This window comes from Bacillus sp. AR4-2 (assembly GCF_008274865.1).
Lineage (GTDB): Bacteria > Bacillota > Bacilli > Bacillales > Bacillaceae_G > Bacillus_A > Bacillus_A cereus.
The window spans coordinates 851,496-873,146 of the sequence record NZ_CP031062.1 but is presented as its reverse complement, the minus strand read 5'-3'; the positions used below and the strand labels follow the sequence as shown (position 1 = coordinate 873,146).

Below are 21,651 nucleotides of genomic sequence, written 5' to 3'. Positions count from 1 at the left end.
ACCGACAAAAACTGACAAGATATAATCGGACCGCCCGTTACTGCAGGATAAAAAAGAGGTTGTTCCGACTCGGAACAACCTCTTTCTTCTTATGCAAATAGCTCTTCTAAAATTTTCAGTTTATCTTCTGTATATTTCACAAAGCCATCGTTATATGATTTTGGATCTTTCGGATTTGCGAAGTGAGTAATTGCTCCCGTCTTCGGATGAACAAATTTACTTGATGCACCACAACCAAGTCCGATAATTGATTGTACTTCTTCCATAATGACAATGTTGTAAATACTTTCTTGCGTCGGCATTGCATAACCAACGTTCTCTAAGTTACCTAAAATATTCTTTTGACGATATAGGTAATATGGTACGTAATTATGCTTTTGCGTCCACTCTTCTGCTTCGTGCATCATCGCTGTAATTTCTTCGCGACCTGCTACTTTATATTTACGTTTGTTTTGCGTCATTTCAGAAGCACGTTTAAATGATAACGTATGAACTGTTAATGATTCTGGCATTAACTTTTCTGTTTCATCTAACGTATGCTTGAAGATATCTAACCCTTCACCAGGAAGACCAATAATTAAGTCCATATTAATATTGTTCATTCCCATTTCACGAGCTAAATGGTATTTCTCAATTGTTTCTTCTACAGTATGATGACGTCCAATTGCTTTTAGTGTCTCTTGATGGTATGACTGTGGATTAATACTAATACGGTCAATGTTCCATTTATTTAACACTTCTAGCTTTGCTGGAGTAATCGTATCTGGGCGACCTGCCTCAACTGTTACTTCACGCACATTTTTCACATCTGGGAACGCTTCATACATTTCTTCATACAGCATATCCATCTCTTCTGCTGTAATACTTGTAGGTGTACCGCCGCCGTAATAAATCGTCGTAACTTTTACACCTTTTTCTTTTAAAAACTTACCAATTTCACGAACTTCATAATGTAAACCACCTAAGAACGAATCAACAGACCCTTGGCGTCCATTAATCGCATAAGCCGGGAATGTACAGTATGCACATTTCGTTGGACAGAACGGAATACCGATATAAATACTTACTTCTTCTTTCAAACGGTATAAATCCGGAACAACTGCTAATTGGCAATCAACAATGCGCTGAAGAAGTTCAATTTTCTCTTCATGAATTAAATAACTTTCACGAAGTTCTTGATGCGCTTCTTCTTTTGACATACCATTTTGAAGCATTTTGTGAAGAAGTTTCGTCGGACGTACTCCCGTTAAAATACCCCAGCTTTGTTCAATACCAGTTAACTGCTGAAGAACAGAAAGATATACATAAGAAACAACGTGTTTCACTTGCTTCATACGCTCTTTTTCATCTGTGAAAGCAGATAAATCTTTCGAGAATGTTTCTTCATACACATTTCCTGTGCTAACATCCGTTAATTGAGCGGATGCTTTCACATTATCCTCAATGTGTATATCAACGATCAGATTTGCTTCCTCTTGTTCAAATCCAATCGTACTATCTTCAAAAAATAAGCCGCCAATATTTTGTAGCGGACGTAAAAAACGATCATCTTGTAACGTTTTAATTGAAATTAACAACATTATCACCTTTTCATTTGCAAACTCTCTTTAGTTTACTTGAAGGGCGTTTACAGGTCAATACAGAAGGTTTTACCTGTTTCTCTTACATTTTTTCAAATAATTCTTTTTATGAATATTGCTCATGTATATAGACATCATGATTTTCTCTTGTTAAAATTTATTAGTGTTAAAATCGATACATAGTGAAAATACAATATAAAAAGGAGGACTGTTAACACTAGATTCCACAATCTAATGTGTTAAAAACAAATATGAAAAAGAAATTTTATAGTGTTTTAACTCTCTCTCTTGCATTACAAACTGTTCTTGCACCTACTTATTCATTTGCAGAGAGTGCTGAAAAATCCGCCGAAGTATATACGGAGGATCAAGTTTTTAAAAGTATTAAAGAACATGTTAATGAGCATAGTACTCATGAAGAAGATATCGAGGTTACTGGCCAATTCCTACTATACACTTCAAAAAAACATTCATTATATACCGCGAATGATTTAAAAAACAAATCGAATATCGAGATTACAGAACAAGTCGTAACGGCGACAAAGAAAAAAGGAAATGCTTATTACATAACGACGTCAACTGGCGCTGGATGGATAGATAACAATGATAATAGCTTAGAAGTTCAAGAGATTCATAAACTATCTAACCAAAAATTAATCGTAAAAGAAGAAGCTTCCATACATGCACTTCCGTTCCAATCGTTTAAAGAAGAAGGAAAACTAGAGCCACAAGTCATAACTCCTACTGAACAAGCTGGAAATTGGTTTAAAGTCCAAATAAATGAAACAGCAAAATGGATTTATGCACCTTCTGCTACATTTGAAGGTACAAAAGCTTCATTATTAAAAAACAGTCGTACTGCTAAAAATAGTTTATTGAGATCGCCAGAAGCTCTACAAACAAACAATATTTATGGCGTTACATTTAAAGAAATGATTGTCCCAAAAGGAAATGACGATATTCGCCCTGGCTACCCGATGGTGCCTAAATATATTACGATTCACGAAACGGCTAATACAGCGAAAGGTGCTAATGCTCTGAATCATGCAAAATTCTTAGATAATCAAGCACGCGGAACAGCTGATCGCGCTGCATCTTGGCATTTCACAGTAGATGATAAAGAAATTTATCAACATCTTCCAGTAAATGAAGTTGGATGGCATGCTGGAAATAAAACTGGAAACTATGAATCTATCGGAATTGAAATTGCCGTTAATCAAGATGGAAACTATGAAAAAGCGGTAGAAAATGCACGTAAATTGGCAGCTTATTTAATGAACGACTTAAATATTTCTCTAGATAAGGTCCAAAAACACCAATTTTGGTCAGGAAAAAACTGCCCTGCGTTTATGATTCAACGCGGACAATGGGATGCTTTCTTAAAAGGAACTGAAACATACTATAAGGAAAACCAAAAAAATCCCGTAACTGATGACATTACAGGTGGATGGTATGAACAAGACATTCGTCAATTAGCAGCTAGAGGCATTATGCAAGGAGAAGGGAACGGCAAGTACTTCCCAGAACGTCTTGTAACGCGTGCTGAATTTGCTACATTAATTACTCGTGCTTTACAATTACCAAGTGGAAATGCTAATTTCACAGACTTAGAACAAGTACACCCATCTTTAAGAGACGGTATTAATCGTGCAGCAAGCGCAGGCATAATCCGCGGACGTGGTGATAATACATTTGATCCAAATACTACAATTACACGCGAAGAAGCTGTTATTATGATCGATCGTTCTCTAAAACACGCTGGTATTTTTGCAAAACAAGTTGAACTACCATTCGTAGACCAAAACTTAATTTACGCTAAAGAAGAAGTACAAAGAGTGTATGGATATGGAATTGTAAAAGGTAATGAATTTAATCAATTCGTACCAAAAGGACCATCACAACGTGCTCACGCAGCTGCATTTATAAACAGAATGCTTAGCGTAATTGAAGCTTAACATATTTATCATTCCATATAGATATTTTCATTTTATCTGTATTCACTTAAAAGGCATCAGAGATTATATATCTCTGATGCCTTTTATACATCCGTTAACTATTTTTAGCCATGAATCTTAAACGTATTCCTAGTAACAGAAGCATAAAACCGATGAATGAAACGTAATTCGTATTGTGTCCTGTAGCTGGAAGTTGTTGATTATTAGAAGAACCTTGTCCTTTTTCTGGTAAATTAGGTTTTTCTACTCCCTCACCTGGCTTTTCTGTTCCTTCACCTGGTTTTTCTGTTCCTTCACCTGGCTTCTCTGTTCCTTCACCTGGTTTTTCTGTTCCTTCACCTGGTTTTTCCGGACCTTTTTCTGTATCTTTTTTATTTGTAATTTGAAGTTTTACAAATTCAATTTTTTCATTAGAAATCGTAAATTTCATTTCCTTATCGGATAAAGTATATCCTTCTGGCGCTTGGATTTCTTTTAAAATATAATCTCCTGGTTCTAACTTCTGAGAAATTGCTTTACCGCTCTTATTTGTTGTTAATGTGTCAATTTTTGTTTCGTCTTTCCAAATTTCAAACACTGCGCCTGCTAATATTTTATTTGTATTATTAGCGTCTACCTTTGTAATTTCTAATTGACCTGTAATTTCTTCTTTCACTTTTTCATTCATAACTTCTTGTTTTACTACTTCATTTGCTACAACATTTACTTCTACTGTTACTTCTAACGCTCTATAACCTTCTGGTGCTTTCGTTTCTTCTAACGTATACTTTCCTGGCACTAAGCTTTCGAATTTCACAACACCGTCTTTACTCGTTGTTTTCGCTTCTCCAACTACTTGACCAGCTTCGTTCTTTAATTTAAATTCCGCACCTTCTAGAACTTTTCCACTCTCTGCATCCTTTTTGATTACTTGTAAGCTTCCTAGTTCTTTTGCGTTTTCTATTTGTACTTCTACTACTTTATTTGCTTCCACAACGACTTCAATTTCTTCTTTTAGTAGTTTATATCCTTGTGGTGCTTTCATTTCTTTTAATGTGTACTTTCCTGGTTCTAATTTCTGAGAAATTACTTTACCAGTTTTATCTGTTCGTAATGTATCTACTTTCTTACCATCTTTATACACTTCGAATTCTGCACCTGATAACAATTTCGTTTTATCATTCGCATCTACTTTTACAATTTCGAATTGACCAAGGCTCTTACCGTTCGTTACTTTTACATCAATAACTTTTTCACCGTCAACTGTTACATGAATTATTTGTTTTGTTAACTCATAACCTTCTGGTGCTTTTGTTTCTTCTAACGTATATTCACCTGGCACAAGTCCGTCTACTTTAACCGTTCCAGACTTATCTGTTGTAATTCCTTCTTTTACAACATTTCCTTTCGCATCTTTCAATGTAAATTCTGCGCCTACTAAGCGTTTCGTTTGATCTTTATCATCCATTTTAATAATTTGTAGAGAACCTAAGATTTTTTCGTTTTCTGCCTCTACTTTTACTACTTCTTTCTCATTTTGAATTGTTACTTTCCATTCTTTATTTGAAAGTTTGTAGCCCGCTGGTGCTTTCGTTTCTTTCACTGTGTATTCACCTAGCGGTAATTTCGGTGACATCACTTTTCCACTCTCATCTGTTTTCAGTTCCGCTACCTTTTTACCATCTTTATACACTTCGAATTCTGCACCTGATAACAATTTCGTTTTATCATTCGCATCTACTTTCACGATTTCGAATTGACCCATTACTTTTTCATTCATGACTTCTTGTTTTACTACTTCGTTCGCTACAACGTTCACTTCTACTGTCACTTCTAGCGCTTTATAACCTTCCGGCGCTTTCGTTTCCTCTAACGTGTACTTTCCTGGCACTAAGCTTTCGAATTTCACAACACCGTCTTTATTTGTTGTTTTCGCTTCTCCAACTACTTGACCAGCTTCATTTTTCAGTTTAAAATCTGCACCTGCTAGAACTTTTCCACTCTCCGAATCCTTTTTGATTACTTGTAGGCTTCCTAGTTCTTTTGCGTTTTCTACTTGTACTTCTACTACTTTGTTTGCTTCCACAACGACTTCAATTTCTTCTTTTAGCAATTTATATCCTTGTGGTGCTTTCGTTTCTTTTAATGTGTATGTTCCTGGTTCTAATTTCTGAGAAATTACTTTACCAGTTTTATCTGTTCGTAACGTATCTACTTTCTTGCTGTCTTTATACACTTCGAATTCTGCGTCTGATAATACTTTCGTTTTATCTTCCGCATCTACTTTCACAATTTCGAATTGACCTGTTACTTTTTCGGGGATCTTTTTATTCACCACATCTACAGTCACTACTTTATTAGCCTTTACATCAACAGAAACTGAACTAGATGATAATTCATATCCTTTCGGTGCTTCTACTTCTTTTAATGTATAGCTTCCAACTGGAAGTTGTTTCGATAAGGCTTCGCCTTTATCACCTGTAACAATTGTTTCCACAACATTACCATCTTTATCGATAACATCAAATTTTGCACCTGACAGAAGTTGACCAGATTCACTATCTTTTTTCAATAATTTAAATTGGCCATTCTCTACTCTTTTCGTATTCTTCATAACAAGTTCAATTACGTTTGTATTATCAATTGTTACTTTGACTGGTGTATCAACTTTTATATATCCTTCTGGTGCATTTATTTCTTTTACAAAATAGTCACCAAGTGGTAAATCTTTATTAACTTCCGCAATACCCTTTTCGTTTGTTGTAACAGTAGCCACAACGTTATTATCTTTGTCTATAACATCAAATTTTGCGTCTTTTAAAACAATGTTTTCATCGTTTTCATCAACTTTTTTAATTTGTAAATGTCCTTTTTCAGCTGCTGGTTTATTCCATTTTGGCCAGTTAAATTTAAAGTTATGAACCTCAAAACCATCTCTTTGGTGTAATCCTCCAACATAGGCTTGTCCATTAATAGAACCACCTTTTGTTTCTACAACTGCATTAGGTGCAAACACACTACCTACTACACCATAACCTTTAGTTGTTATCTTTGTAGCATTAGGAAATACCCAAATTACCTTACTAGCTAACTCAGTAAAAGATGAATTAGGGTCATATGCTTGAGATGTATTAATTAAATCCGTCGCCATCCCAGTATTTCTTGTATCATACAAAATTGCACCGCCACCAAAACTCACTTCTTCTGCATCTGAATAAATAACAATAAAATCTTTATTCTCTACATTCGGAAGAAAAACGTCTTTTACATCGAATGCTTTCTTTCCCGTCTGACCTGAAGAGACATAAATATTAGGGTTGTTTGCATCTTCACCGATTCCAAAGCTCATATTAGGTTTTGGCTTATCAGTGTGTAGTTTACTTGCATCCCCAATTACACCATCAACGTCTTTTCTAAATTCTTTAAACTTAGCATCAATCTCCGCTTGCTCTTTATAAGAGATACGGTCATACGATGTTTTCATTGCGCCATCTGGGTCACCGTCTTTTGTCATCGCCACTGTTCCATCTTGAATAATTACCTGTCCTGCTCCAGCTTTCGTAAATTGACCGCCTAGTAATAATGATGGATATCCTTCATCTACCCAAGTTGCTCCAGCTAAGTTATTTGCTCCAGTTGCAGCCGCTACGACTGTATAACTTGATGCGTTCATATTTTTCTGAACAGCCATCGCACCTTCAATATCCGCACTCGTTGCACTATGATCTCCAAAAATGATGGCGTTGTAATAAGATACATCACCTAAACCTTTTAATTCTGTTGTAGCTGCCTCTGCTTTAAATGGTAAATGGATTAAAAAATTCATACATATTAGTAATACAACTATTAAACTACTACTTAACTTTTTAATTTTTTGATTAAATGATTTCCTCAAGAAATTCATTCCCCCTTTTAAACTTCCTAAAACCACAAAAAGAAGTACATTTCATATGTACCAGGTCTTACTCACATTAACTTAAAATAATCCATTTAAATACAACAAAGGAACGCTACAACTACTTAATAAAATTACTACAATTCATTTTTGAAATAATACGTGAACTAAACTGTCATGCGGAAATACTTTTACGTATGGGAGCCCAATAAAATTAATCTGAAGAATATTTCATGTGGTGTAACTATTTTGACAACATCATCCACTTTACATTAGTTTTCTGAAGGATTCAAGTGAATTGTATGAATCCCATACACAATTCACAATTTAAAACGTTTCCATTCCTTTTAATAAGCTCAACAAAAAAACGTAGCCAAAAAGCTACGTTTTTCTTTCATCGTTTCGGTGTATTTTTATGATTCTTCAAAAACGGAAGCGGGAATTGCTTACGGAAATGCTCTTTAATCATATACTCTACACCGTTTTCGCTATTTGAACGTGTAATCCAATCTGCTGCTTGCTTTAATTCTACAGGCGAGTTCCCCATCGCTACCCCAAGTCCCACGTTTTCAATAACCTCTAAATCTTCCATACTATCTCCAATCGCAACCATTTCATTTAGCGAAATATTTAAATGCTCTCCAAGCAATTGTAGTCCACGTAATTTTGATACATTTTGCGGTAAAATTTCTATTCGTTTTGAATCACATTCAACATACTCTACATCTTGGAACGCTTTTCTTAATGTGTTCAGTCCTCTTTCTTTTTCACCTTTACTTTGGAAAATAACATCAATTTTTGGCGCTGCTACCGGATGGTCACGAAGCGCGTCACCTAACGAATCTACAAATTGAACTGGATAAAATAACGGATCTGCGCTTGATAATACAGTGCGCGCAATTAAGTTTGGTGTATTTCTCTCACGATTTCCTATCGAAAACCGTTCATGAGAAATGCGTACGTTACAATCAAAGTGCTCTAACACTTGCACAATGTTAAAAGTCTTCTCTTCAGATAATCTTCTTTGAACGTACGGCTTATCTAACGTTGCTGAAACGAAAGCACCACCATGTGTCACTAATATAGAATCTAATTTTAACGCCTTTGCTACTTTATGAGCGGATTGAAAATTACGACTCGTAAATAACGTAACGTATACATCTTTTCTTTTCACAAATTCAATTGTTTCTCTTAATCCTTTTGCAATTTTTCCATTGTTGTATAGTAGTGTCCCATCTATATTAAGAGCTAGTAAGCGATAAATCATGTCGCACTCCCCCTCTTCGCTGTTGTACTCTATCCATAATTTATGAAATAAATGTAGCAAATAGAACGAGTTAGAATTACTACTGAAAATTTGGTTTACTATATACATATACACTTAGCAAAGGAGATAGTACAATGCAGGCACCTCCTTCTTTTTATGAAGGCGATACGTTAGAAGTCGCAAAAAAATTACTCGGGCAAAAACTTGTTCATATTGTAGACGGAATAAAGCGAAGCGGAATCATTGTAGAAGTAGAAGCATATAAAGGCCCAGATGATAAGGCCGCACATAGTTACGGAGGCAGACGGACAGATCGCACAGAAGTTATGTTTGGTGCACCAGGGCATGCTTACGTATATTTAATTTACGGTATGTATCATTGCTTTAACGTTATTACAGCGCCAGTGGGCACCCCGCAAGGTGTTCTCATTCGAGCCCTTGAGCCAGTAGATGGAATAGCAGAAATAAAACTAGCGCGCTACAATAAGACCGAAATTACAAAAGCGCAATATAAAAACTTAACAAACGGTCCTGGCAAACTATGCCGTGCACTCGGAATTACTTTAAAAGAACGCGGCGTATCGTTACAAAATGATACGTTACATATTGAATTAGTTCCAAAAGAAGAACACATATCATCACAATATAAAATAACAGCAGGACCTCGTATTAATATCGACTATGCAGAAGAAGCTGTACATTATCCGTGGCGTTTTTATTATGAGGGGCATCCGTTTGTTTCAAAGAAATAAGCGATATCAACGATTTTTCAAATATATCTATCGTAACTTACAATATATCAACGATTTTTCGAATATATCTATCGTAACTTACAATATATCAACGATTTTTCGAATATATCTATCGTAACTTACAATATATCAACGGTTCGACAAGAAATATCGATTTATCGACAAATAATAACATTACGAATAAAAGAAGACTGTTCCAAAATGGAACAGTCTTTCCCTCTTACTCTGCACCTTCCGCAGTTGCAATATTATCCTCTAAATTTTCTCTTGATAATTCAGCCGCCATAAAATCAGCTGTTTCTGGAAGTGCTAAATGCATATGAGCTTTTTGACAAATTTGGATCGTACAGTTTTCTATAACATAGTCGAAAACATGTCCGCCCCCGCTTCTTTCATCATCAATGTAATGTAAGTGGAATCCAGCTACCCCAATACCTTGTGCGTAATCTGGTGTCCAAAATCCAGCAAGCGTACCTTCTGTATTTTCAAATGAAAAGATTGGTTGTGATTTCGTCACTTCAACGAGCGGTGTATACGGTTTTTCTTGTCTTGGAACAGTTCTCGTCCTTACTTCACGGAACGTACCGTCCATTCGAATACCGTAAAACAAGTTTTTACTTGGCATTAATTCATGTAATAACGCTTCAACTTCTTCACGATTCATCGGACGCTCTACCGTATAACTCATTTCTTTTTCAAAAAACGTTACAGTCGCAAATGGCGTTGTTTCTTCTGGCTCTACTTTTTCTGCTGAACCGTCTGAACGTAAATGATAAAATTCATTATCAAATGCAATCATTTCACCATCTAATTGATCAAATGTGCCGATGCCGAAATCACCATGTTTTTTCAAATCTTCAAAGCTAATTACACCATCATATATACCATCTAATAGCGCAAGCATTGTAGATGTTTGATATACTTCATTACTCGTTTTCGTTTTTTTCGCATCAATATCAATTAATTGCGCAACAGTCATCTCAAATCTGCCTCCATTAGTTTAATTGGTTTGGTAATAATTTTTCGCTTAATTTAATGTTGTCACGATAGTCAATTGGAATATCAATAATGACAGGGCCGTCTGCTGCTAATGCTTCTTTTAATACCCCTTCTAATTCATCAGGCGTGTTAACACGAAGACCTAACGCCCCGAAACTTTCCGCATATTTCACAAGATCAACATCGCCAAATTCTGTAGCTGATGTTCTGCCGTATTTCATCATTTGTTGGAATGCAACCATATCATATGTGCCGTCTCTCCAAACAAGATGGACGATTGGAGAATTTAAACGTACCGCCGTTTCTAACTCCATCGCTGAGAATAAGAAACCACCGTCACCTGATACGGAAACTACTTTTTTACCTGGTTCTACTAAAGTAGCTGCGATTGCCCAAGGAAGTGCAACACCTAACGTTTGCATGCCGTTACTAAATAATAATCTACGTGGTTCATAAGAACGGAAACATCTCGCCATCCAAATAGAATGGGAACCGATGTCACATGTAACAGTTGTATCGTCACTAATTAAAGAACGAAGTGTACGAATCACTTGAAGTGGATGCGTAACACCTTCTGAAGGACGATTTGGAACTTCTGCTTGTTCTGATAATTTCGCGCGTAATCGTTCTAACACTGCTTCTGATTTCGTACTTAATACAAGTTTCGGTAATTTCTCTGCGATGCTATTTACCGTTAAAGCGATATCACCAATTAATTCACGCTCTGGTTGGTAATCATGGTCGATATCTGCTTGATGGTCATCAAGATGAATAATCGTTCTGTCGCCAAGTTTATTCCAGAACTTTGGATCATACTCAATTGGATCATAACCGATAGAAATAACAAGGTCTGCTTCTTCTAGTAAAATATCACCTGGTTGATTACGGAATAATCCAACGCGGCCGAAGAAATGATCTTCTAACTCACGTGAAATCGCACCAGCTGCTTGATATGTTTCAACAACAGGAAGCTCTGTATCCGCAATTAATGCACGAACAGCTTTCGTCACTTCATTTGTACTTGCTCTCATACCGAGTAAAATAACTGGTAATTTCGCTGCTTTTATTTTTTCTACTACGTATGTAATATCATGTGTGGGAGCGATTCCAAGCTGTGGCTTAGAAAGCGCACCGATAGACTCTACAGTCGTTTCCGCAGTCATAACGTCTTGCGGCAAACTTACTAAAGTTGCTCCTGGATTTGTAGAAGTCGCACTTCGGAATGCATTTGATAATGCTTCTGGCACATTATCAGGATGCTCTACTTCTACGCTATATTTTGTGATTGGTTCGAATAGTGCAGCATTATCCATAGATTGATGCGTACGTTTTAATCGATCCGTACGCGGTACTGCACCAGCTAAAGCAACAACGGGATCACTCTCCGCATTCGCAGTAACAAGACCTGTCGCTAAATTTGATGTCCCTGGTCCTGAAGTTACAAGACATACGCCCGGTTTCCCTGTTAATCTACCAATAGCAGCTGCCATAAATGCTGCATTTTGTTCATGACGACAAACAATTAACTCTGGTCCTCTTTCTTGCAATACATCAAATACAGAGTCAATCTTTGCTCCTGGAATACCGAAAACATGTGTAACACCTTGTTTAATTAAACAATCAACAACAAGATCTGCTCCCTTTGTTTTTGTCTTCACGTCGTTTGCTTTTACACCTGTACTCAAAACTAATCATCCCTTTATTTCATAATGTGTGTAATAAAGATTTTAATTTCACCTAGTTAATTAATGTGGTGAAGTATCATTTATCATTATATTACAAATGCATTATTTTTCCAACAATATGAATTCGACATTATTTTGACAATATTTAAAGAATGCGCTTACAACCTTTTGTTTATCTTAAAATAACATTTTTATATCTCTTCTAAAAATGTACAAAAATACTTCCACCTATTCACATTATTAACAAATTTATAGTACCTTGCAAAGAACAATAGTAATTGATATATTTGTAAACAATGAAATACCCATTATTTGGAATGTTATTCACGATTAGTATATCTCCTTTCAAAAAGTAGATATAGATTGTGTGTGCTGTTTAGAAAAAAGATAGGATTTTCAGCCATAATTCATCATTTTATAAAGGAAAGTGATTGTTATGAACAAAAGTGAATTTTTAAAGCAACTTAGTTCTTCCCTACGGAATATGCCTAATTTAGAAAAGGAGGATATTATCTCGGAGTACGAAACTCATTTTATTAGTGGTAAACAAGATGGAATATCTGAAGAGGAAATTTCTAAAAAGCTAGGAAACCCTAAAACTATCGCTAAAGAACTTAATATTTCATATGTAATAAGTAACGCTGACAATAGGCGCAGCCTAAAAAATATTATGACAGCACTGTTTTCTGTTATGAGCTTAAGTGTTTTAAACTTTATATGTATCATTATCGCCTTTTTCGTATTACTCTTTCTATTACCACTTCTTCTAGCACTTATAATTGCTACACCATTATTAATTATTTCACCTATCTTATTAATAGGATTAGGATTCTTTAAAGGGTTTCATCAAATCAGTTATTCCGATGTTTATAATGTATTTATAGCTTTTTGCATCGGCTTACTAATATCCGTCATATCTTATCAAATGATAAAACATATATACTCACTTTTAGTTAAGTATTTAAAATGGAATTTAGCTATTTTACAAAGATACTAATCAATGTAAAAGGAGATTAATATGAAAAAGTATATTTTATACCTACTCACGTTACTTACAATTTTATTTCTATCAGCTTGTTCAAACAGTGCACAACCTAAGGAAGAAAACGATGTACAATCTATTAAAGATGTTGCTATTAAAGTTCCAGAAAATATATTTAGTTCCTCAAAGAAAAACGAAAATATTAGTGAAAACGAAATGAAACAAAATATAAAAAATTATATAGATTATAGTTGGGAGTTATCTGAAAATATTATCCCTCTCGCTTCAACAAATTCTGATAAGAATTTCACAGAATCTGACCAAGAAAATTTACAAAAACTAATTGATTTAGCGAAACAAAACGATATGAATTTCCATGAGTTTATTAGTAATAATAATTTACCTAATGATTATAAAAAACCTTCAAAAGAAATCTATGAATTTATGTCATCATCTACGGCTATTTTCGTAGAACTAGATCAAGAATTAGACAAACTCGCCCAAGATGGTAACTTATTTAAAACCGATTTTTCTTTTACAAAACGCCTTGAGAAAATAAATGGGAGGAAACAAAAAGAGATTGAAACGTTTTTGAACGAAAAAAATATTAAAACTTCAATTAACAGCAATAAAAAAAATTAACAGATGTGTTACATATCCCTTTCAAAATAACCAATAAGAAATGGCTATTTTGAAAGGGAGTTTTTGTGGTATAACTATTAAATTCCCTAAACAAAAAAGACACTCCTAAACTAGGAGCGTCTTCCACTATTACGCTTGTTGTTGCGCGCTATATAATTCTTCAAGTGGCTTCATGATAATTTTGTTAACGTCACCGATTACAACGTTTAGGCGTTGCTCAGTTTCCATTAGTTTTGTAATTTTAGCATCTTGTTGAATGCGAGCTACAACTTCTTGTGCTTGTTGGTTGTCTTCTTCAGTGATTTCTTGGCCTTGCATCATTTTCTGTTGTAGGCTAAGTTGCATTGTACGGAACTCATCGAATAAGTTCTTTGAAGCTGTGTCAGCTTGAACTGCTGCGTAGCTCTCTTTTAAAGTTTTGAAGTCTTCGTTTTCAGCGATTGCTTTTTGTAATTCATATGCAACATCATGAATGTTCTTTGTCATTTTATTTTTCCTCCTTTAGAAGGCTAGCGCTTTTCACTCGCACTGCCTTTTACGTGCATTTACATACGCACCTCTTCTTACCATATCAAACTATGCAAGAGATGTGAAGAAATTTCACTTTTATTTCTATGTACTCACCTTATTATCTAAGAAACAATAGTAACAATCCTTGTACGAGCCCGATCATTCCGCCTAATAACGCTCCTAAATACGTAATCATTTTCAATTCGTTTTTCGTAATAGACAGAACTAAGTCTTCTAATCTTTCTGTTGAGAATGTAGACACTTCTTGCTGGACAATTTCCGCAAGGTGTAGATTATTTAGTATACTCTCCACATTTTCTGTTCCCCACTTTAAGCCTTTCGCTACTGCACTTGGAACCACTTTTTCAATAATTGTTTCTCGAACTGGTTCACATACTTGCTGAACAGATTGATTTAAAAACTTACTCACTGTTTCCTCTACTTTAACTGCTGACAGCACGGAGCTTACAATCATTTCTTTCTCCACAAATGCTTCTAATTCTTTTACATCTCTTCCTTTTAACTTTTCCCACTCTTTTTGTAGTACGTCAGTTAAAAGCTGCTTTGTAGCATCTTGCCCTAAAAACTTAATAACTTCTGGCTGCACACGATCCACAACACTTACATTTCCTAAAAACATCCCAACTAAGTTAAGTAGCGTTCCACGAGAAGCAAAGAAATCATCAATCATTTTTGAAAGACGCGCTTTCCCTTCTTCACTTTCAAAAAAGCTAATTCCTCGCTCTAAAATAAACGCCGAGGCATTCGGAATCGCATTCTCTATCTTTTCATGTACAGAATGAGGTAAAGCCTGTTCCCATGTATATGTATAATACTCTGCTAAAAATGCATGAATTTTTTCTGTAATCACATGTTCGATTTTTCGAGTCGCTTCTTCTACATGCGCTACATTCCATTTTTCTAACATATGTCGCAGTGATTGTTCATTCGTAATTACTTTATCCACTTCCACTTGCGCCCAGTGGATTAAACCTTTTTGAAACTCTTCATTTGTTAGCTTTTTTCCGATTCCTTCTGGTGTTAACAAATGTTCTACAACCATTTTTCCTAATTGAACAGCAAGTTCATCACGACGCTTCGGAATTAACCCTGGTGTAAATGGAACTTGAAACTTTCCGATATAAATAGGACGATGAGGACGAAATAACATTTTTATCGCTAAATGATTCGTGTATCCCCCAATAATTGCTCCGAGTCCTGTCGTCGTTAACATATTTAACCATATATTCATTACAATCAACCTTTCACTTCTCCAAAACTATAGCATATCATCATACGGACAAAAGTATAATGGTATAAAAACGTATTTGCAATATATAGCTTCGCCTATTATGCAAATAGTAGTAAAGGAGTGATTTCGTTGGTTCTCGGCCTTTTAACTTCTAAACTTCATTATGAGCAAACGTATTACACCGAAATCGCTAAACGAGCTCGGCTTTATCATAATGTCGTTGCCCAGTTTACGCCATTTTGTATTGATTCTAAAACAGACCTTGTTTCTGGTCTTATTTACGATACAGATACAGGAAAATGGAAAGAGCAAACATTCCCTATTCCTTCTTATATATATGATCGTTATTCTTTTCACGAGGAAACAGACTTTGAAAAAGCAAAATCAATTATTCACTCTTTGCACAACCGTCCTTCCACTACCTTTTTAAATAACACACTTATTAACTTAAGTGAACTACATGATTTATTTCTCACTAATAAAAAACTGTCTCCTTATATACCCAAATTTGAAGTGGCAACGATACAAAACATTTTCAAACTGTTGTTAAAAACTAAAGATATTATTATACGCCCCACTAATATACATTCTAAAGATAACTTATATCGAGTCGCTTACAAAAATAAAACGTTTCATATCGATACAGTAAATGAAAAATACCATACTTCTCTTCCAATCAAGCGAACAGATGAATTTATATCTTGGTGTAAATCTAACATACGTTCATCACGCTACATAGTGCATACCATGCTACAACCACCAAATCAATTAACATACCCACTCCACATTCGAACCATTTTGCAAAAAAACAAAGAACAAACTTGGAATATTATCGGTCAATTTATACAAAAAAGTTCATTTCCTAATCAACTTTTACCTTCAGCAACAGACGATGATTCATTGCATTCATTTTCAAAAATTAAATACGTACTATCTAGTACAGGTGTGCAACTATTGCAAGACGCTTTACACGACATTATAAATGAAGTATTCCAAACACTAGATCAGTCTTATTCTTCATTATTCGAACTAGAACTTTCCACAATTATGGATCAAAAAGGCGCGATTTGGCTTATGTATGTCAACACGATTCCTCCTTACGAACAATACATTCGTCATAGTGATTCATTAGCTGAAAAGATATTTCACGGACCACTTAAATTCAGTCGCTTTACACCATAATGAAAGGAGGTAAACCTATTTTGAAAGAGCATATATATACATTAAATATTTCAGATGACCATCCAAATAGCATTACTTTACCTTACGTTTTTTCTATTACACCGCCTATTACATCTCTCTCCTTCGGCATACGTCATATTGCAAGTGAAGAGGTGAAAATTCATTATTCCTTTACTCGCGAAATTATTATCGGAAAGCATATTGCCGAAAAACTTTTACTGCCTCAATCAACTACTATTCATGCATTTACACAAAACCAAACAATTATTTTCGGACCATTAATCGGCATTTTTACAACTGGCTTTAATGATGATTCTTCTAACCCTTTAGGAAATCGTTCAATTGCTCTGAGTGAGTTGTTAACACCACCATTCTCATTACGACCGTTCGTATTCGTCTTTGGCGTTCAACATATACACTGGGAAGAAGAAACGATTGAAGGATATTTCTTTCAAGAGAAACAATGGATAAAGAAAAAAGTCCCTTTACCAAATGTCATTTACGATCGCTTACCGAATCGGCAAGCGGAAAATTATAAACCAATTGTCAGGGCAAAAAGAAAATTAGAACAAGACTACTGCATTCCATGGTTTAACCCAGGTTTTTTCAATAAATGGGAAGTTCATCAACTTCTTACGAAAGACGAATCAATTAAACCCTTATTACCAAATACAGAAGCATTTCAGCATTTTGAACAAGTAGAACGGTTTCTTGGCACGTATAAATCAGTGTACATGAAACCAATACACGGGAGCTTTGGTAGAAATATTCATCAAATATTTTATTCTCAAACAGAGAATTGCTACTACTGTCGTTATCGCGAAAATGAAGAAAATAAACTGAGAAAGTATCAATCATTAGAAACGCTTCTAAACCATGTATTAAAAGGACATGATTTAAAAAAGTTTATCGTACAGCAAGGTATTTCGTTACTTCGCTTCGATGGGCAACCTGTTGATTTCCGCATTCATACAAATAAAAACCATTTCGGTAATTGGATAGTTAGTGCAATCGTCGCCAAAATCGCCGGCAAAGGCAGTTTAACAACGCACGTAAATAGTGGCGGTGATACAAAATTATTACAAGAGCTTTTTCCAGATTCAACGAAACAAGTTCAAATTGAAAATAAATTAAAACATACTGCCTTACAAATAAGTTACGCGCTCGATGAACAAGTAACTGGAAATATTGGAGAAATTGGTTTTGATATCGGTTTAGACACAAAGGAAAATCCGTGGCTCTTTGAAGCCAACTCTAAACCTGGGCGAACTGTATTCCAAGATAAAAAATTAAAAGAGCAAAGTGAACTGACGCGCCAGTTATTTTACGAATATGCCGTCTACTTAACTGAACATTCTTTACGTGATACAAAAGAAAAAATGTCTCAAATAAAATCAGGGGCTTCATCAAACACCGAACATATCCCTTCTCCTATGATTCACTCACAAATACAAAAACAAAAACTTCCACCTAGATAATAAGGTGGAAGTTTTCTATTTACACAAGTTTTACTACAACCTCAGTTTCCACGTTACATACTCTGCAATAAAAAATATGATTGCAATATTCATTTGAATTATTATGCGTTAAACCATCTACTGCACTTAATAATTCTTGATCCATATAGGCACTATAATCGTCTATATAATCTACAGACTTCCCATAATCTTGGAGTATACTTTGGCAATTTTGACAAGAATATGTTTGTGATTCTAATGCGTTGCAAAGCGGGCAAATCCCCATCATGATTCCTCCATACGTTATCGTTTAAAGCCTCTCTTTTTTAGAGTGAAGAGAGCAACCTATCCAGACATAGGAGCGCCCACTCCATCCCTACTTAAAAATAGAACTATGAAGTTGCTACCGACTTCATTTTTATTTCAATAAATCATAAATAAGAAGCTAATAATTAGCCTACAAGTAGCAGGCCACAATGAAAAAATTATATTTAATATCCTCCTTAGTTTGGCCTGTTTTCTTAAAAATACAACGATTACTCTTATTTCATAATTTACGAAATCAATACTTTTTTACAAAATTTACAAATTATTATTTTGTATATCTTTCTAGGTAACATCCATACTATGAGTACAAACTTAATTACCGATGGATTAGCGCCAACCGGGGCGATAATCTGGTTCAACTCCAGCTAGTCCAACCAAAAAAACTTTTATAACTCTAAGGAGGATATATTCCTATGGCAAACCAAAATTCTTCAAATCAATTAGTAGTACCAGGTGCAACAGCTGCAATCGATCAAATGAAGTACGAAATCGCTCAAGAATTTGGTGTACAATTAGGAGCAGATTCTACGGCTCGCGCTAACGGTTCAGTTGGTGGAGAAATCACAAAACGTCTAGTTGCAATGGCTGAGCAAAGCCTTGGCGGATTCCACAAATAAATATATATGGCAAAAAGGTCTCAAGGCATATGCCTTGAGACCTTCCTTAATTTATTGCAACATTTGTAAAAACTTCTTCGTGCGTTCTTCTTTTGGATTTGTAAATACTTCTTCTGGTGTACCTTGTTCGACAACGACACCACCATCCATGAAAATAACACGGTTCGCAATTTGATGTGCAAAACGCATTTCGTGCGTTACAATAACCATCGTCATGCCCTCTTTAGCAAGTTCTTTCATTACTTTCAGAACTTCTTGAACGAGTTCAGGATCAAGCGCTGACGTCGGCTCATCAAATAGTAACACTTCCGGCTCCATCGCAAGCGCGCGCGCAATTCCAACGCGCTGTTGTTGTCCGCCTGATAATTGGAACGGATACAAATCCACTTTATCTGCTAAACCAACTTTTTCAAGGAAATAGTTTGCTTTTTTCTTCGCTTCTTCTTTCCCCATCTTTTTCACTGTAACGAGCCCTTCCATTACATTTTGAAGTGCTGTTAAATGCGGGAATAAATTATGGTGCTGGAATACCATACCTGTTTGCGTACGAAGATTAACAATATCTTTCTTCGTTACTTTTTGAGAGAAGTTAAGCTCTTTATTACCGATACGAATATTACCAGCGTTTGGCGTTTCTAATACATTGAGACAACGTAAGAATGTCGTTTTACCAGATCCAGACGGCCCAATAATAACAACAACCTCGCCCTTCTCAACTGTTAAATCTATATGCTTTAGTACGGTATTATCTCCGAAACTTTTTTGTAAGTGCTGAATTGAAATCATAAAAACAAAAACTCCTTTTGTAAAAGGATTATTTTAATGTGTAGCGTTCTGAACGCTTTTCTAACATCTGTTGTACGATTGATAACAAGAAACAAATAACCCAATAAATAAGACCTGCTTCAAAATAAACAATTAAAAACTCGTAGTTCATCGCCGCAATTTCCTGCGCTTTTCGGAACATTTCTGTTACTAAAATTAACGATGCTAATGAAGTATCCTTCACTAAGCTAATAAATGTATTCGAAAGCGGCGGGATTGATACGCGCGTTGCTTGTGGTAAAATAACACGTTTTAATGCTTGTGGATATGTCATCCCAATTGTATAAGCTGCTTCCCACTGCCCTTTCGGAATGGAAAGGATAGAAGCACGAATAATTTCAGATGCATATGCACCGACATTTAATGAAAATCCAACAACTGCTGCTGTATATGGCTCAACTTCAATATTAAGAGTTGGAAGACCATAGAAAATAATAAATAACTGTACAAGAAGTGGCGTTCCGCGAATGATAGATACATAGATACGAGCAATCCATTGTAAAATACGACTACCTGAAATACGTGCGAGCGCTGTTAACGTCGCAAGTATAAGACCGATAATAAATGTAATAAGCGTTAATGGAATTGTTGTAAAAACAGCTTCCTTCAGCATAGGCATGAAGGAAGACTGCATAATATCTATCCAAGTAGACAATCGATCTGAAACTAATGCACTACTTAGATACATTTTCACCGAACCATTTTTTCGTTATTTTGTCATACGTACCGTCTTTTTTCATATCTTCTAACGCTTTATCTACTTCTTGTACAAGCTTATCGCTACCTTTACGGAATAAGAATCCACTTTCTGAAGCTTCTTTTTCTGTATCTACAATTTTAATTTTTGCATCTTTTTTCGTTTCTAAATAATTTAATACTGATAACTTATCATTAATTGTAAAATCAACGCGTCCTGAAGCTAATAATTCTGCCGCTTGGCTAAATCCTTCTACACCAATAATTTCCGCACCGTTTTTCTTAGCAATATCTGCATAGTTACTCGTTAAAGATTGTGCTCCTTTTAACCCTTTTACATCAGCAAATGTAGCAGGCTTATCTTTATCTTTTGCGATAACTAATGCCGCTGAAGATGAAATATATGGTTTAGAGAAATCGTATTTCTTTTGACGATCTTCACGAATACCAACTTCGTTTGCAACCATATCGAAACGTTTTGCATCTAGGCCAGCAAGTAAGCTATCCCATTGTGTTTCTTTAAATACAGGTTTTACACCTAAACGTTTTGCAACTTCTTCTGCTAATTCAACATCGAATCCAGTTAATTTATTGCTTGAATCGTGGAACGTAAATGGTGGATATGTACCTTCTGTACCAATTACAAGTTCACCGCTTTGTTTAATCTTTTGTAACGCGTCTTGACTAGCTGTATCTTTTTTCTCTTCTTTACCGCAGCCGGCTACAATCCCGATCGCTAATGTAGTTACTGCAAGCACTGAAAATAATTTCTTCATGATAGTAATCCTCCAAGTATTCTGATAGGAATTTAAAAACTATATTGATTGTATGCAATCTTGAACAATTTTTCAATGAAAATGTTCTTATTTAGTTTATCCTTTTTCTTCATAATCAAACAAAAGGGAAAAATAACGCTACATACAAAAAATAAGTAACATTTTTTAATATAGCATTTATGGAGAAAAAGGTAAAACAATACTTCTTATTTAACTGTCGTAATTCGCTAAAGAGTCGACACGTTCATCAATAAAAAAGAACTTGTGAAAATC

Annotated in this window: 18 protein-coding genes; 7 read left to right on the top strand and 11 right to left on the bottom strand. The window is 35.2% G+C overall.

Going from position 1 to position 21,651, the window contains the following annotated elements:
• Positions 1-89 precede the first annotated feature (89 nt).
• Positions 90-1,580 carry a coproporphyrinogen III oxidase gene (locus DN399_RS04545; RefSeq protein ID WP_002164625.1) on the bottom strand — a complete coding sequence of 497 codons (1,491 nt, stop codon included), beginning with the start codon at positions 1,578-1,580 and terminating at the stop codon, positions 90-92.
• A gap of 251 nt (positions 1,581-1,831) precedes the next feature.
• Between DN399_RS04545 and DN399_RS04540 the strand changes: the two genes are divergently transcribed.
• Positions 1,832-3,535, top strand: a complete 1,704-nt coding sequence (locus DN399_RS04540) for an S-layer homology domain-containing protein (protein ID WP_044307491.1) — start codon at positions 1,832-1,834, stop codon at positions 3,533-3,535.
• Positions 3,536-3,629: 94 nt separating this feature from the next.
• On the opposite strand, the gene DN399_RS04535 is transcribed toward DN399_RS04540, so the two are convergent.
• Together DN399_RS04535 and DN399_RS04530 are read right to left on the bottom strand one after the other, a co-directional pair.
• On the bottom strand, positions 3,630-7,409 hold the full coding sequence (locus DN399_RS04535) for a SpaA isopeptide-forming pilin-related protein (protein WP_149149350.1): 3,780 nt from the start codon (positions 7,407-7,409) through the stop codon (positions 3,630-3,632).
• 394 nt (positions 7,410-7,803) lie between these two features.
• On the bottom strand, positions 7,804-8,676 hold the full coding sequence (locus DN399_RS04530; protein WP_000640415.1) for a Cof-type HAD-IIB family hydrolase: 873 nt from the start codon (positions 8,674-8,676) through the stop codon (positions 7,804-7,806).
• A gap of 134 nt (positions 8,677-8,810) precedes the next feature.
• On the opposite strand from DN399_RS04530, the gene DN399_RS04525 reads away from it, so the two are divergent.
• A complete protein-coding gene (locus tag DN399_RS04525) occupies positions 8,811-9,428 on the top strand; it encodes a DNA-3-methyladenine glycosylase (protein ID WP_001148783.1) in 618 nt (205 codons plus the stop codon).
• Between the two features lie 220 nt (positions 9,429-9,648).
• Here DN399_RS04525 and alsD read toward each other — a convergent pair whose 3' ends face one another.
• Complete coding sequence (gene alsD / locus DN399_RS04515) at positions 9,649-10,407, bottom strand: alpha-acetolactate decarboxylase (RefSeq protein WP_000215024.1); 759 nt, start codon at positions 10,405-10,407, stop codon at positions 9,649-9,651.
• 16 nt (positions 10,408-10,423) lie between these two features.
• Positions 10,424-12,112, bottom strand: coding sequence for an acetolactate synthase AlsS (alsS, locus tag DN399_RS04510; protein ID WP_144597055.1), 1,689 nt, complete (start codon positions 12,110-12,112; stop codon positions 10,424-10,426).
• 436 nt (positions 12,113-12,548) lie between these two features.
• Here alsS and DN399_RS04505 point away from each other — a divergent pair, with 436 nt between their 5' ends.
• Entirely contained in the window at positions 12,549-13,109 is a 561-nt protein-coding gene (locus tag DN399_RS04505; RefSeq protein WP_149149349.1) for an HAAS signaling domain-containing protein, read from the top strand.
• Between the two features lie 21 nt (positions 13,110-13,130).
• On the top strand, positions 13,131-13,736 hold the full coding sequence (locus DN399_RS04500; protein WP_149149348.1) for an NDxxF motif lipoprotein: 606 nt from the start codon (positions 13,131-13,133) through the stop codon (positions 13,734-13,736).
• A gap of 129 nt (positions 13,737-13,865) precedes the next feature.
• Here DN399_RS04500 and DN399_RS04495 read toward each other — a convergent pair whose 3' ends face one another.
• Complete coding sequence (locus tag DN399_RS04495) at positions 13,866-14,222, bottom strand: YlbF/YmcA family competence regulator (RefSeq protein WP_000164614.1); 357 nt, start codon at positions 14,220-14,222, stop codon at positions 13,866-13,868.
• Between the two features lie 142 nt (positions 14,223-14,364).
• Positions 14,365-15,498 (bottom strand): DUF445 domain-containing protein, encoded by a 1,134-nt coding sequence (locus DN399_RS04490; RefSeq protein WP_149149347.1) that lies wholly within the window; start codon positions 15,496-15,498, stop codon positions 14,365-14,367.
• A 129-nt stretch (positions 15,499-15,627) separates the two neighbouring features.
• Here DN399_RS04490 and DN399_RS04485 point away from each other — a divergent pair, with 129 nt between their 5' ends.
• Together DN399_RS04485 and DN399_RS04480 are read left to right on the top strand one after the other, a co-directional pair.
• Entirely contained in the window at positions 15,628-16,680 is a 1,053-nt protein-coding gene (locus DN399_RS04485) for a YheC/YheD family endospore coat-associated protein (RefSeq protein WP_000242827.1), read from the top strand.
• Positions 16,681-16,700: 20 nt separating this feature from the next.
• Positions 16,701-18,158 carry a YheC/YheD family endospore coat-associated protein gene (locus DN399_RS04480; protein WP_000658062.1) on the top strand — a complete coding sequence of 486 codons (1,458 nt, stop codon included), beginning with the start codon at positions 16,701-16,703 and terminating at the stop codon, positions 18,156-18,158.
• A gap of 19 nt (positions 18,159-18,177) precedes the next feature.
• Here the strand turns inward: DN399_RS04480 and DN399_RS04475 are convergent, their stop codons facing one another.
• A complete protein-coding gene (locus DN399_RS04475) occupies positions 18,178-18,423 on the bottom strand; it encodes a hypothetical protein (protein WP_000510476.1) in 246 nt (81 codons plus the stop codon).
• 454 nt (positions 18,424-18,877) lie between these two features.
• Between DN399_RS04475 and sasP the strand changes: the two genes are divergently transcribed.
• Positions 18,878-19,081: a small acid-soluble spore protein, SasP family gene (sasP, locus tag DN399_RS04470; RefSeq protein ID WP_000013338.1), complete on the top strand. Its 204-nt coding sequence runs from the start codon at positions 18,878-18,880 to the stop codon at positions 19,079-19,081.
• 51 nt (positions 19,082-19,132) lie between these two features.
• Here the strand turns inward: sasP and DN399_RS04465 are convergent, their stop codons facing one another.
• Genes DN399_RS04465 through DN399_RS04455 form a run of 3 tightly spaced genes read right to left on the bottom strand, consistent with a single transcriptional unit; the run spans position 19,133 to position 21,378 of the window.
• Entirely contained in the window at positions 19,133-19,867 is a 735-nt protein-coding gene (locus DN399_RS04465) for an amino acid ABC transporter ATP-binding protein (protein WP_000623610.1), read from the bottom strand.
• A 28-nt stretch (positions 19,868-19,895) separates the two neighbouring features.
• Positions 19,896-20,594 carry an amino acid ABC transporter permease gene (locus tag DN399_RS04460; protein ID WP_000281497.1) on the bottom strand — a complete coding sequence of 233 codons (699 nt, stop codon included), beginning with the start codon at positions 20,592-20,594 and terminating at the stop codon, positions 19,896-19,898.
• Positions 20,581-21,378: an amino acid ABC transporter substrate-binding protein gene (locus DN399_RS04455; RefSeq protein ID WP_025687295.1), complete on the bottom strand. Its 798-nt coding sequence runs from the start codon at positions 21,376-21,378 to the stop codon at positions 20,581-20,583. The genes DN399_RS04460 and DN399_RS04455 overlap by 14 nt, the downstream gene beginning before the upstream one ends.
• Positions 21,379-21,651: the final 273 nt, after the last annotated feature.